Origin of the sequence: Brevundimonas sp. EAKA (genome assembly GCF_000698025.1) — a bacterium.
Lineage (GTDB): Bacteria > Pseudomonadota > Alphaproteobacteria > Caulobacterales > Caulobacteraceae > Brevundimonas > Brevundimonas mediterranea_A.
This window is the reverse complement of the sequence record NZ_JMQR01000033.1, coordinates 1-12,988: the sequence shown is the minus strand read 5'-3', so window position 1 is coordinate 12,988 and position 12,988 is coordinate 1. Positions and strand designations below refer to the sequence as shown.

Annotated in this window: 9 protein-coding genes; 7 read left to right on the top strand and 2 right to left on the bottom strand. The window is 68.2% G+C overall.

What is annotated here, in order from left to right; genetic code table 11:
* The first annotated feature begins 4 nt into the window (after positions 1-4).
* The 7 genes from ER13_RS06850 to ER13_RS06825 all read left to right on the top strand — a co-directional run bounded on the left by ER13_RS06850 (position 5) and on the right by ER13_RS06825 (position 8,040).
* Positions 5-3,229: an efflux RND transporter permease subunit gene (locus tag ER13_RS06850; protein WP_035307833.1), complete on the top strand. Its 3,225-nt coding sequence runs from the start codon at positions 5-7 to the stop codon at positions 3,227-3,229.
* On the top strand, positions 3,226-3,831 hold the full coding sequence (locus tag ER13_RS06845; protein ID WP_035307831.1) for a cation transporter: 606 nt from the start codon (positions 3,226-3,228) through the stop codon (positions 3,829-3,831). The genes ER13_RS06850 and ER13_RS06845 overlap by 4 nt, the downstream gene beginning before the upstream one ends.
* 8 nt (positions 3,832-3,839) lie before the next feature.
* Positions 3,840-4,439, top strand: a complete 600-nt coding sequence (locus ER13_RS06840) for an isoprenylcysteine carboxylmethyltransferase family protein (protein WP_224764254.1) — start codon at positions 3,840-3,842, stop codon at positions 4,437-4,439.
* Between the two features lie 7 nt (positions 4,440-4,446).
* The gene (locus ER13_RS19190; protein WP_255347087.1) at positions 4,447-4,578 is read left to right on the top strand and encodes a hypothetical protein; all 132 of its coding nucleotides are present in this window, start codon (positions 4,447-4,449) and stop codon (positions 4,576-4,578) included.
* An 11-nt stretch (positions 4,579-4,589) separates the two neighbouring features.
* Complete coding sequence (locus tag ER13_RS06835; RefSeq protein WP_035307827.1) at positions 4,590-7,151, top strand: heavy metal translocating P-type ATPase; 2,562 nt, start codon at positions 4,590-4,592, stop codon at positions 7,149-7,151.
* Between the two features lie 30 nt (positions 7,152-7,181).
* A complete protein-coding gene (locus ER13_RS06830) occupies positions 7,182-7,619 on the top strand; it encodes a DUF305 domain-containing protein (RefSeq protein WP_035307825.1) in 438 nt (145 codons plus the stop codon).
* A 115-nt stretch (positions 7,620-7,734) separates the two neighbouring features.
* Complete coding sequence (locus ER13_RS06825; RefSeq protein ID WP_035307824.1) at positions 7,735-8,040, top strand: hypothetical protein; 306 nt, start codon at positions 7,735-7,737, stop codon at positions 8,038-8,040.
* A 170-nt stretch (positions 8,041-8,210) separates the two neighbouring features.
* Here ER13_RS06825 and ER13_RS06820 read toward each other — a convergent pair whose 3' ends face one another.
* Positions 8,211-12,491 (bottom strand): strawberry notch-like NTP hydrolase domain-containing protein, encoded by a 4,281-nt coding sequence (locus ER13_RS06820; protein ID WP_035307822.1) that lies wholly within the window; start codon positions 12,489-12,491, stop codon positions 8,211-8,213.
* A gap of 179 nt (positions 12,492-12,670) precedes the next feature.
* A complete protein-coding gene (locus tag ER13_RS06815) occupies positions 12,671-12,937 on the bottom strand; it encodes a head-tail connector protein (protein ID WP_008259165.1) in 267 nt (88 codons plus the stop codon).
* Between the last annotated feature and the right edge of the window lie 51 nt (positions 12,938-12,988).

Sequence of the window (12,988 nt, the reverse complement as noted above, 5' to 3'; positions counted from 1 at the left end):
CGTCATGTTCAAAGCACTTATCGAAGCCTCGGTCCGCTTCCGATGGTTCGTGGTCCTGGCGACGGCGATCGTCGCCGCCTTCGGCCTCTACAACCTGACGCAGCTACCCATCGACGCCGTGCCGGACATCACCAACCGGCAGGTTCAGATCAACACCATCGCGCCAGCGCTCGCGCCCGAGCAGATGGAACGTCAGGTCACCTATCCGCTCGAAACCGCGATGGCGGGTATTCCTGGCATCCAGACCACGCGGTCGCTGAGCCGAAACGGCTTCAGCCAGGTCACGGTCATCTTCTCCGACAACACGGACATCTACTTCGCCCGCCAGCAGGTGGCCGAACGGATGGCCCAGGCGCGCGAACGGTTGCCCGAAGGCGTGGAGCCGGCGCTTGCGCCCATCACCACGGGACTGGGCGAGGTGCTGATGTGGACGGTCGACTTCAAGCCGTTCAACAGCGCCAACCTCGCCAAACCGGGTGAGCCCGGCTGGCAGGCGGGCGGCGCCTATCTGACGCCCGAAGGCGAACTCCTGACCACGCCCCAGGCCCGCGCAACCTATCTCCGCACGGTTCAGGACTGGATCATCGCCCCGCGCATGCGGACCGCGAAGGGACTGGCCGGCGTTGATGTGAACGGCGGCTATGTGAAGGAGTATGCGGTCCGACCCGACGCCGCGCGTCTGGCGGGTTACGGTCTGAGCCTGAACGATCTCGTCGTCGCGCTGGAACGGGCTAACACCCAGGCTGGCGCTGGCTATGTCCAGCGGTCCGGCGAAGCCTTGACCGTGCGGACCGACGCCTTGGCGCAGACCATCCCGGATCTCGCCCAGGCCCCCGTCGTCAACCGCAACGGACTGGTCGTCCGGGTCGCCGACGTCGCCACCGTCGAGATTGGCCAGGCGCCGCGTCTCGGCGGCGCCAGCCGCGACGGCCACGAGGCCGTGGTTGGTACGGCGCTGATGCTGGCCGGCGGCAACAGCCGGACGGTGGCCCAAGCCGCAGCCGAACGTCTCGAGGAGGTTTCCGCGAGCCTGCCGCCGAGCGTTGTCGCCGAACCGGTCCTGAACCGCAGCTCGCTGGTCAACAAGACCATCTCAACCGTCGCCAAGAACCTGATCGAAGGCGCTCTGCTGGTGATCGTGGTGCTGTTCCTGCTGCTCGGCAACATCCGTGCGGCCTCGATCACCGCCCTGATGATCCCGATCAGCTTCCTGTTCGCGGTCATCGGCATGAACCGCTTTGGCATCAGCGGAAACCTGATGAGCCTCGGCGCGCTGGACTTCGGCCTTCTGGTCGACGGCGCGGTCGTGGTGGTCGAGAATACCCTGCTGATGCTCAGCCAGCGGCGGGCCGAAGCCGGTCGAATGCTGACACGCCGGGAGCGGCTCGAGGTTGCTGGAGCCGCGGCGCGTCAGATGGTCAAACCGGCTGCTTTTGGCCAGCTGATCATCCTCCTGGTCTTCACGCCGCTGCTGATGCTTGAGGGCGTGGAGGGCAAGACCTTCATCCCCATGGGCGCAACGGTGATGCTGGCCCTCGTCGGCGCCTTCATCTTCTCCTTCACCTTCGTGCCGGCGATGACGGCCCTGCTGGTCCGGGATCCGAAGAAGGTCGAGGTCGATGAGCACGGCCACGCCCACGAGCACGAGACCTTCATCCTCCGATACGCGCGGCGCTGGATCGAACCGGCGATCCGCGCCGCCGTCGACCGGCCCAAAGTCGTCCTGGCGTCCGCGCTCGGCGCCCTCGTCATTGGCGGCATCGCCTTCAGTTCTTTGGGGCGGGAGTTCATTCCGACCCTGGATGAAGGCGATATCGCCATGCAGGCGTTGCGCGTGCCGTCCGCCTCGCTGGAACAATCGCTGGCGATGCAGATGGCCCTCGAACGCGTCATCAAGGCCCAGCCCGAGGTGAAGACTGTCTTCGCCCGGACCGGGACGGCGGAGGCGGCGGTGGACCCGATGCCGCCGAACATTTCGGACGCGGTCATCGTCCTGAAAGACCGCAAGGAGTGGCCCGATCCGAACCTTCCGAAAGAGGAGCTGATCGAACGGTTCGAAGAGCTCGCCGCCGGACAACTCGGCAACAGCTTCGAGTTCAGCCAGCCCATCGAGCTGCGCTTCAACGAGCTGATCTCGGGGGTTCGGACCGACCTCGCCGTGATGGTCTATGGCGACGACTTCACCCAGCTGCAGGCCACTGCGGACCGGGTCGCCGCCGCCCTGCGCGCAACGCCCGGATCTGCCGACGTTCGCGTCGAACAGGCGTCCGGGCTGCCCACCCTGACCGTCAGCGTGGATCGTTTCGCGGCCGCCAACTACGGCTTGTCGGCCGCCGATGTCTCCGAGGCGGTTTCGGCCGCGGTCGGCGGCGCCGAGGCCGGGCAAATCTTCGAAGGCGATCGTCGCTTCAGCGTCGTCGTCCGTCTCGCGGATGATGCACGGAATGATCCGGCGGCCCTTGCGGCTCTGCCGGTAACGACCGCCACAGGCGTGACCGTGCCGCTCTCCTCCGTCGCCCGGATTCAGGTCGCGGAAGGACAGAACCAGATCAGCCGCAATGACGGCAGCCGGCGGATGGTGGTGCAGGCCAACGTTCGCGGGCGCGACCTGGGCGGCTTCGTCACCGAGGCCCAGGCCAAGGTGGAGGCCGACGTCGATCTTCCGACCGGCTACTCCCTGACCTGGGGTGGCCAGTTCGAGAACCTGAAGCGGGCCGAACAGCGTCTGGGGCTGGTCATTCCGATCGTCTTCATCCTGATCGGGGTCTTGCTTTTCATGGCTCTGGGATCCTTCGCCGAGGCGGGCCTGGTGTTCGCGTGCGTTCCGTTGGCTCTGGTCGGCGGCGCCCTGGCGCTTGTCCTCAGGGGGATGCCGTTCTCGGTTTCCGCAGCGGTCGGCTTCATCGCCGTGTCCGGCGTCGCGACCTTGAACGGTCTCGTGCTGATGCAGGCCATTCGGGAGCGTCTCACGGGCGGAGCGGCGCCGCGTCTTGCCGCCATCGAAGGCGCGACAAGCCGGCTTCGCGCCGTCCTGACGACGGCTCTCGTCGCCATCGTCGGGTTTATCCCGATGGCATTCGCTCACGGCGCCGGCGCCGAAGTGCAGAAGCCGCTGGCCACCGTGGTCATCGGAGGCCTGCTCACGGCCACCGCGCTGACGCTCCTTGTCCTTCCGACCTTCGCGGCCAAGGCCGTGAAACACCGGAAGGCGGAAGGGATCGAGGAATGAGCGGGGCCCACGAAACAGAGCAGGTCCAGCGCCGCACCCTCCTGGTGGTGCTGTTCCTGAACGCTCTGCTGTTCGTGGGCCTGGGAGTCGGCGGCCTCGCCGCCGACTCCAGCGCTCTGCTCGCGAACGCCGTCGACAACGGCTCCGACGCGGCCGTCTATCTGATCAGCTTCCTCGCCGTCGGGCGCGCGCTGATCTGGAAGACGCGGGCGGCTCAGGTCTCCGGCGTGATGCTGCTGATCTTCTCGGTCCTCGTCCTGCTCGACGCCCTGCGCCGGACGCTGACGGGAACCGAGCCGGTCGGACCGACCATGATGGTGCTCGCTGTCGTAGCGGCGGTTATCAATCTGATCTGCCTGCTGTTGATCCGTCGTCAGCAGAGCAGCGACGTCAACATGAAGGCGGCCGAGACATTCAGCCTGAACGATTTCGCCTCGAACGGCGGCATCCTCGTCGCAGGCGGCCTGGTGATGTGGTTGGACCAGTCGTGGCCCGACCTGCTGGTGGGGGTGCTGGTCGCCGCCATAGCCGCCAAGGGCGGCTTCGACATTCTACGCGATGCGCGCCTTGCGCGACGCGACGCGGAGAGCTCGGTGACATGAGCCCGCCGTTGATCGACATCGCCTCCGTCCAGCGCTGGCGCAAACTCTTCATCGCCGCCGGGTTGTTCGCCCTGCTGGCCTGGACCGCTCTCGTGAAGGCCCAGCCACAGCTCGAGCATCCCGTCGAACATCTCGGGCTGATCGCCATCATGGTTTGCGTCTTGGGGCGCGCCTGGTGCTCGCTCTACATCGGCGGCCGAAAGAAGCAGGAGATCGTCACCAGCGGGCCTTATTCGCTGTGTCGAAACCCGCTTTATGTTTTCAGCTTCATCGGCGCATTCGGGATCGGCGCACAGACGGGCAGCCTGACCGTCGGCGCCACCTTCGCCGTCGCCTGCTGGATCGTGTTCCGCATCGTCGCGAGCCGAGAGGAAAGCTTCCTGACGTCGGCCTTCGGCGACACCTACCGCAGCTACGTCGTGCGCACCCCCCGCTTCGTTCCGAACCTGCGCCTCTGGCGTGATGAGGCGGAACTGTCCGTCCGGCCGGCCTTCTTCCTCCGGACTGTCCGCGACGGCCTTGTCTTCCTTCTGGCGTTGCCCGTGTTCGAGGGACTGGAGCACCTCCAGAACCTCGGCTGGCTCGACGCTCTCATCGCCCTACCGTGAGGTCGAGATGAACCGCAAGCGACTGGTCATCCTCCTGAGTGCGGCTTTGGCGATCGCCGCCTTCGTCGCTGGAGCCGTCGCCCAGCGCGCCGGGATGTTCGTGCCTGACCGCTCGATCCCTACCCGTGATGTCTCCTGAGGAGCCCGATCATGCCCAAGACCCTCCGCCTCAACATTCCCGTCCTCCTGCCTCATGCGCCCGATGTGCAGGACGGCTGCGTTGGACGGCTGATCGCGCTGTTGCGGGCCGAACCCGGCGTCTCTGAGGCGCATGTCGCCGAAGGCGAGGGAGGCCCAGAGCTTTGCATCCATTACGACCCCGACCAGCTGTCGCTGGCTCAGGTCCGTCGCCGTGCGCGTCAGGCCGGAGCCGAGGTCAGTGAGCGTTTCGGGCATCTCGTCGGGCGAGTGGAGGGTGTCCGCCACGCCCGGCACGCCCGCACGCTCGCGGCCGCGCTCGGCGAAGAAGCCGGCGTGATCGAGGCGGTGCTGGATCCGGCTGGCGCTCTGCGCCTGGAGTTCGACCGGCAGATCACGAACCGTGAGACGCTTGTCGATCGCCTTGCGAGCCACGGCCTCGCACTGGTCGGAGCGACGGAGGACGCTGCTTCAGCCACTGCAAAGCGCCCTGATGCGCAGCCGACTGCGCCATCCGATGACGAGGCCAGTCATACGCCCGATGACGGTCACGGCCATGGCCACTTCGATGGCGATGGCCATGACCACGGACATTCCGAAGGCGACGGGCACGACCATGGTCATGGCGGCTTCCTCGGACCCAACACGGAGCTCATTTTCGCGGTCGGCAGCGGTGTCGCGCTCACGATTGGTTGGCTGATCGAGAAATTCATTCCGGGCGTGCCGGGATGGCTGCCCTTCGGCCTTTTCCTGATCGCCTATGCCTTGGGCGGCTGGTTCACGGTCGGCGAGGCTGTCGGGAATCTGCGGCGCAAGCGTTTCGAGATCGACACCCTGATGCTGGTGGCCGCAGCCGGCGCCGCGGCGCTCGGAGCCTGGGCGGAAGGGGCGCTGCTACTGTTCCTGTTCAGCCTCGGGCACGCCCTCGAACACTTCGCGATGGGTCGCGCCAAGAAGGCGATCGAGGCTCTGGCCGCCTTGGCCCCGCGCACCGCTCATGTGCGGCGAGGAGAGGCCGTCGTCGAACTTCCGGTCGAAGAGCTGGAAGTCGGCGACCTCGTCGTCGTCCGGCCGAACGAGCGTCTCCCGGCCGACGGCTTCGTCGTGAAGGGAACATCCAGCGTGAACCAGGCTCCCGTGACAGGGGAGAGCATTCCGGTGGACAAGCAGCCTGTCCTGAACCCCGAGGAGGCCCGCGCCAAGCCGGCGAATGTCTCGGCGGCGTCGGTGGTCTTCGCCGGCACCATTAACGGCGGCGGCGCCATCGAGATCGAAACGACGCGTCGATCCAACGACACCACCTTGGCCAAGGTCGTCCGGATGGTGAGTGAGGCCGAGACCCAAAAGTCGCCGACCCAGCGCTTCACCGATCGCTTCGAGCGCGTCTTCGTGCCCCTCGTGCTCGGTCTGGCCTTCGTCCTCCTGTTTGCATGGGTTGTCGTCGACGAGCCGTTCCGCGACAGCTTCTATCGGGCGATGGCCGTGCTGGTGGCCGCCAGTCCGTGCGCTCTCGCGATCGCCACGCCGAGCGCGGTGTTGTCCGGGGTCGCCCGGGCGGCCCGCGCCGGGGTTCTCGTCAAGGGTGGCGCGCCGCTCGAAAACCTGGGAGCGCTCGACGCCATCGCGTTTGACAAGACCGGGACGCTGACCGAGGGGCGGCCGCGGATCACCGATGTCGTTCCGTTCGGCCAGACGACAGAGAGCGAGCTCCTGGAGATTGCTGTCGCGGTCGAACGGCTCAGCGATCACCCCTTGGCGGAAGCGATCGTCCGCGACGGAAGCCAGCGGTTGGTCGCCGCCCCCGTTCGAACCGCAACGGATTTGCGTAGCCTGACTGGCAAGGGCGTCACGGCACGCCTGGACGACCAGGATGTTTGGATCGGCAAACCGGAGATGTTCGGTTCGGACGCCATCGCTCCGCTCGCACCGGACACCGAGATCGCCGTCGCGGGCCTTCGAAACCAGGGACGGACGCTCATGGTGGTTCGCCGCGGGACAAAGGATCTCGGGGTCATCGGCCTTCTCGACACGCCTCGGGCCAAGGCGCGCGAGACCCTTACCGCGCTCCGCGCGCTCGGCATTCGCCGCATGATCATGATCTCGGGCGACCACCAGAAGGCGGCCCAGGCGGTGGCCGGTCAGGTCGGGCTGACCGAGGCGTGGGGCGACCTGATGCCGGAGGACAAGGTCGACGCCATCAAGAAACTCCGGGCGGAGACCAAGGTCGCCATGGTCGGCGATGGCGTCAACGATGCTCCGGCGATGGCCACCGCGACGGTCGGCGTCGCCATGGGTGCGGCGGGATCGGACGTCGCCCTGGAGACCGCCGACGTAGCCTTGATGGCGGATGATTTGTCGAAGTTGCCCTTCACCGTGGGTCTCAGCCGTCAAACCCGCCGCATCATCCGCCAGAACCTGTTCGTCAGCCTCGGGGTCGTGGCGTTCCTCGTCCCGGCGACGATCCTCGGTCTCGGCATCGGCCCTGCCGTCGCCCTCCACGAGGGTTCCACCCTGCTGGTCGTCTTCAACGCGCTTCGCCTTCTGGCGTGGCGCGGTCCGCGCGGCGTCGAATGACCCGCCTTCAGGAAAGCAAAGGATAGTCCAATGAAACGTCTCGGCTGGGTTGGCGTCATCGCCGCCTTTCTCCTGATCTCGGTCTTCGGCTTCGGGATGCTCTCGCGGCAGGGTCGCCCGGCGCCGGAGCCGACGGCAGTCGATGCACGCCCGATCGACCAGCATGCCGGGCACGGCGATGCCGCCTCGGATAATCCCGCCACCCGTTCCTACAAGGAGGCGAACGAGCGGATGCACGCCGCTATGAACATCGACTACAGCGGCGACGCCGATGTCGACTTCATGCGCGGGATGATCGCCCACCACGAGGGGGCGGTCGCCATGGCAAGGATTGCGCTCGACCAAGGTTCGGATCCCGAGGTCAAGGGCCTCGCGGAGGAGATCATTCGGACTCAGGAAGCTGAAATTGTCCGTATGCGGGTGTGGCTGGCCAACCGCGCGGCTCGCCCGGCGGACGCGCAGGGCTGAAGCCATGGGGGGCAAGCGATCCCCGATCCGGAGCAAGGCTCCTCGATGGCGTCCAGGGCGCTACAAGGGGCGCGGCCGGTCCAAGCTATACGGGAGGCCAGAGCCGTTCCGGCCGGTGCAGGACACACTGATCGCGATTGGCGCGAGCCTCGTCGCCGGCGCGATCGTCGTCTGTCTCGCCGTACCGCTGGCGGCGACCTACCGCATCCCGGTGTTCGTGTCCTTCGGCGTTCTCATGTCGCTCCTGGCGATCATGACCTATCGTCTCGGGCGGAAGGGGCAGGCTGGACGGGTCATGACCGCCGCCATGGCGACTGTATGTCTCTTGGGGTTCGGCCTTCTTGTTCTGACGCGAGATCAGTTGCAGTTCGGTCCGCGTCATCACGATCACCCCGGAGTGGCCGAAGCGGCACGGCCTTGAGACTGCAGCGCAGACCGCCAGGCCGCAGCCGGTCTGGGTTTCGCGGGACGGTGTCGCTCTTCCCATTTGGTAATCGTCGGCGCGCTGCCGCTGTTGATTCCAGTCGCCGGACTTGTCGGTATCGCGCCCGGCGACCCGCAGTGAGCCGGCAAGCGTAAGTCGCTGTTTCGCTAGGCTGCGGCACCCTCCAGGATCGACTGGACCGGATGGCGGCGCAGCACCCCCTCCACGACATCGGGCCGGTCCACCGGAACGAAGACCCGTGGGGCATAGGCGATGATCTCGACGAAGCAGCCGAGCGAGACCAGGGCGTCACGGTCGGTGCGGCCCCCGACCACTTCCAGCCGCCAGCGGTCCATGACCCGCGATCGCTTGAGCCACAGGCCGCCCGAAAGGGCGAGCTGGACATTGCGGTCGAGTACGGCCGCAGCGGTGCGCCCGCCATCGGCCCAGGCGTCGCCGACCTCGGTCAGGCCCAGCGCCGTCTTCAGGCTGGCGGCCTGAACCTCGTCCAGCACGCGGCCCAGCCAACGCCGACCGTCCGGCGCGCGTACGCGGCGAACCGAACAGCCCTTGGACGGCAGCCTTCCCCAGATTGGCAACAGAAGGCCGGTCGCCAGGGTCAGGCGGCGCGTCCGCCACGGATCGGTCGCGGCGACTTCGGCGTCCCAGACCGCCCGCCACGCCGCCTCATCGGTCTGGGCCCAGGCCGACTCCTCGAACGTCTTCTCCGGCGTGACCTGATGCTGGTCAGGCCGCAAGAGGCGCACCGCCGGAACAAGCCGGTCGTCATCGGTCGTGGTGGTCAACCCGAACTCGGCCAGGGCGGCGCGGCCGGAACGGTCGTTGACGACCAGGCGGAAGGCCGAGCCTTCAGCGCCTGCCAACGCCGCGTCCGAGCTGACGAGTTCACGCCGCACCTTGAGTTCGAAGGTGACGAGTGCGGTTTCCGCCCCGGTCGAGACGTCGGTCCGGATGGTCTCCTCCTCCACCACGGCCAACTCCTCAGCCTCGATGTCCTCCAGCCCGCGGTCCAGGTCGGCCGAGGCGGCGGCCCTTTCGAGAATGCCTGAAAGGATGCCGTCGAAGTCGGCGAACAGGGCGTTCTGGTCGGCGATGCGCAACGCCAGCAGCCGGTTCAGGAAGGTGTGGATCGGCGGCAGGTCGTCGGAGAGCTTGAGCCCCCCGTCGGCGTCGCGCAGCTTCAGGCCGGTCCTGGTCTCGAAGTCCTCCAGCGTCATGGACGACAGCTCGCCAAAGCCGAGCGCGCCATAGAAGACGAGCAAGGCGCGTCGCGCCCACGGGCTTTCCAGATTGTCCTCGGCCCGGAACAGACCGGCCCCGGCCGTTCGGCGTTCGCCGCGCGTCAGGGCTCCCAGCGAATCCAGCCGTCGAGCGATGGTCGAGGTGAACCGCTTCTCGCCGTGGATGTCGGTGGTGACCGGGCGGAACAGCGGCGGACAGGCCTGATGGGTGCGATGACTGCGCCCCAGACCCTGGATGGCGGCATCCGCCCGCCAGCCCGGTTCGACCAGGTAGTGCGAGCGGCGCTGCTGGTTCGGCGCCGAGAGGTCGGAGTGGTAGCTGCGTCCTGTGCCGCCTGCGTCCGAGAAGACCAGGATACGCTTGCGGCCGGACATGAAGGCGTCGGTCTCCGACCGCGCGGCCGAGGCGCCGCGGCGCTCGACGAGCCGGCGTCCGTCGCGCGCGACGACGCGACGCGACCGTCCCGTGATCTCTGCGACCGCCTCTGTTCCGAAGGTGTCCAGAAGGGCGTCCAGAACGCCGGGCACGGCGGGCAGGAGCGCCATCTTCTCGATCAGGTCTTCGCGCCGGCGCAACGCCTCCTGGCTCACGGCGGGCCGGCCGTCGACCATGACCGGGACCAGCGTCACCGAGCCGTCGTCACCCTCGATCGCCTCCATGAGATTCACCGGGAAAGCCTCGCGCAGATAGTCGAGGACATATTCGCGCGGCGTCAGGTCAATGGAGAGGTTGTTCCATTCCTCCGGCGGGATGGACGCCAGTCTTCGCTCCATCACCGCCTCGTTCGTCGAAACGATCTGGATCACGGCGGAACGCCCTTCGGTCAGGTCCGCCCGGATCGACGCCGCAAGCGTCGGCGCCTTCAATCCCGCGAGGAGGTGGCCGAAGAAGCGCAGCTTGGCGCCTTCAAACGCGGAATGGACGGCTGAGGCGGCCAGGCCGCTCTTGGCCTTGCCTTCCTCATCATTGAAGCCGGTCGCTTTCAGCGCCTCGCCCAGATTGGCGTGGATCAGCTGGAAGGCGTCGGCCCAGGCGTCCCAGATGCTGATGTCGTCCTCGGTCAGGGCGTGGAAGAGCGGCTCGTACTCGACGCCCTCGAACGACAACGACCGCGCCACATAGAGGCCGAGCGCCTTGAGCTCGCGCGCGACGAGCTCCATGGCGGCGACCCCGCCCTTGTCCATGGCGTCGAGGAAGTCGTCGCGGGTGACGAAGGGCGCCTCCGGCCCGCCCCAAAGACCCAGACGGGCCGCGTAAGCCAGATTCTCCGCGGTGGTGGCGCCGGTCGCCGAGACATAGAGCACCCGGGCGTTCGGCAGCCGGTTCTGAAGCGCCAGGCCGGCCATCCCCTGCAGGGAGGCCTTCTTCGTTCCCCGCGCCCCCTTGCCGCCCCCCGCGGCGTTGGCCATGGCGTGGGCCTCGTCGAAGGCGATGACCCCGTCGAAATCCTCGCCCAGCCAGGCGACGATCTGGTCGAGCCGCGACATCTTCTGGCCGCGCGCAGGCTGACGCAGGGTGGCGTAGGTGGTGAAGACAATCCCGCGATCCAGCCGCACGCCATCTCCCAACTTCCAGCTGTTGAGCGGCACGATGTCGTGGGCCCCGCCGCCGATGGCGGCCCAATCGCGCCGGGCGTCGTCCAGCAGGGAGTCGTTCTTCGACAACCACAGGGCCTTGGTCCGCCCCTGGGCCATGTTGTCGGCGATGACGGCGGCGATCTCCCGGCCCTTGCCGCAGCCGGTGCCGTCGCCAAGGAAGAAGCCGCGCCGGAGCTGGACGGAACCCTCATCCTCCTCCCGCGACAACCTGAGCTGACGAGCCGACTCTCCCGGCGTCCACCAGGCGGGCAGCATGCCGGCGTGAGCCTCGCCGGCGTAGATGACCGTCTCCAGCTGGGCGTCGGAGATCCGGCCGTCGAGACGCACCGCCGCCGGAAGGACCGGCCGGTATGACGGGGCGGGCGGGGCGACCGAGGCCATCGGACCGGACTCGACCAGGGCTGACGGGTGGGGCGTCTGCGCCGTCAGGGCGATCCGCGCCAGCCGGTGCGCCTGGTAGAGGCCGACATCGCGGCCCTCGCCCGTCCAGGCGAGGGTCTGATAGGTGATGGGGGACGCTCCCGCGAGGAAGCCGAGACGCCCGGACGGCAGGGCGAGTGACCGGTCCCGGGGCGCCAGCAAGGTCTGCGCCCCGAGTTCGAGGCGAACCCTCGGCCTCGCCTTGACGCGCTCGGGCACAGCCGAGGCCAGGGCGGCACAGGCGGCGAGATCTTCACCGTTCGCGAGCGCAGCGACCGCGGCGCCGCCCTCGAGCCGGTCCAGAACCAGCAACCCGGTCTCCACGCTGGTGCCGTGCCTGGAGAAGGCGCGTGGCGGAAAGCCGATCCGGGCGACGACACGCCCCCTGGCGCTCAACCGACGCATCAGACCCTCGTCGATGAGGGCGGTGATCGGCACGACGGCGGCCAGGCGCCCGCCATCGGCCAGGGCCGAGAAGGCCCCGGTCAGATGCGCCTCCAGATCGGTGAAGGGCGGATTGCAGACCGCGACGTCGAACCCGCCCGCGCCCGGCAACAGGTTCTGGACGCGTCGTCCATCAAGACGTGACCGCGTCGCCGAAACGAAGAGGCCGTCGAGCAGGACGGCGCGACCCTCGGCCAGTTCGTTCAGCGTCAGAACTCCGCCGCAGGCCTCGGCCACGATAGCGATCAGCCCGGTGCCCGCCGAAGGCTCCAGCACTTGGTCACCCGGGCGAACCTGACCGGCCAGCACCACGAGCGCCGCCAGTTCCGGCGGCGTGGAGAACTGGTCCAGCGCGATCTGATCTTCGCTGCGTCGGCTGTGGGTCAGACCCAGGGCGCCGACCGTCGCCAGAAGGACGGCGATGGCGGCCGGCGCGTCCTCGAGCCGCGACACCTGGGGCGCCAGCCGGCGGATCTGCAAAACGGTCGCCGCCTCGATGGCCTCATAGGCGTCCCGCCAGTTCCACAAGCCCTCGGCGTCCGACCCGCCGAAGCCGGTGGTCATGACGCTGGAGACCAGTTTGCGGTGCAGCGGGCGGGACCGGGCCAGGTGGGTGGCGAGCACCCGGGCTGCGGCCATGAGGTTGGCGGCGCGGTCGCACGGGCGTGGTGCGCTGAAGAGCGAGAGGCTGGCGGTCTGAGGCGGTGTCTGCGCGGCGGTCATGGGAAGGGCTCCGTCGCCTGGAGCGGCGGGGGCCGTCCCCCGGTCCCCCCCCCCCCCCCCCCCCCCCCCCTTCCCCCCCCCCCCCCCCCCCCCCCCCCACCCCCCCCCCCCCCCCCCGCCGTAAGGCGTCCCCGCCTCGACGGGCTGGAACAGCCCCGCCAACACCCTCATGCCGGCGCTCACAGCCGCACCGCGCGATACGGCGCGACCCAGGCCTCGACCGGCTCCACCTGAATCTCGGCGTCCCCCCGCTCATAGGCCCGCAGCACCAGCATCAGGATCGCCAGCCGCAACCCCGCCGGCGAGGTGGACGTCAGGCTCAGCCCCACATCCCCCTCCACCCGCGCCTGGGCCGCCGCGATCAGGGTCTGGATCAGACCATCCTCCGCCTCGTGCTCGACCCGCAAAAACAGCTTCGCCTCCGCCACCGTTACCGGCTGCGCCATGCAGATCTCCCCTTTCGAATTCAGAACTCTCCCTCCCCCTCGGGGGAGGGG

What these genes read in the sequence shown, in the direction of transcription:
- ER13_RS06850 (WP_035307833.1), top strand. Translation starts at nt 5, where the DNA reads ATGTTCAAAGCACTTATCGAAGCCTCGGTCCGCTTCCGATGGTTCGTG.
- ER13_RS06845 (WP_035307831.1), top strand. Translation starts at nt 3,226, where the DNA reads ATGAGCGGGGCCCACGAAACAGAGCAGGTCCAGCGCCGCACCCTCCTG.
- ER13_RS19190 (WP_255347087.1), top strand. Translation starts at nt 4,447, where the DNA reads ATGAACCGCAAGCGACTGGTCATCCTCCTGAGTGCGGCTTTGGCGATC.
- ER13_RS06835 (WP_035307827.1), top strand. Translation starts at nt 4,590, where the DNA reads ATGCCCAAGACCCTCCGCCTCAACATTCCCGTCCTCCTGCCTCATGCG.
- ER13_RS06830 (WP_035307825.1), top strand. Translation starts at nt 7,182, where the DNA reads ATGAAACGTCTCGGCTGGGTTGGCGTCATCGCCGCCTTTCTCCTGATC.
- ER13_RS06820 (WP_035307822.1), bottom strand. Translation starts at nt 12,491, where the DNA reads ATGACCGCCGCGCAGACACCGCCTCAGACCGCCAGCCTCTCGCTCTTC.
- ER13_RS06815 (WP_008259165.1), bottom strand. Translation starts at nt 12,937, where the DNA reads ATGGCGCAGCCGGTAACGGTGGCGGAGGCGAAGCTGTTTTTGCGGGTC.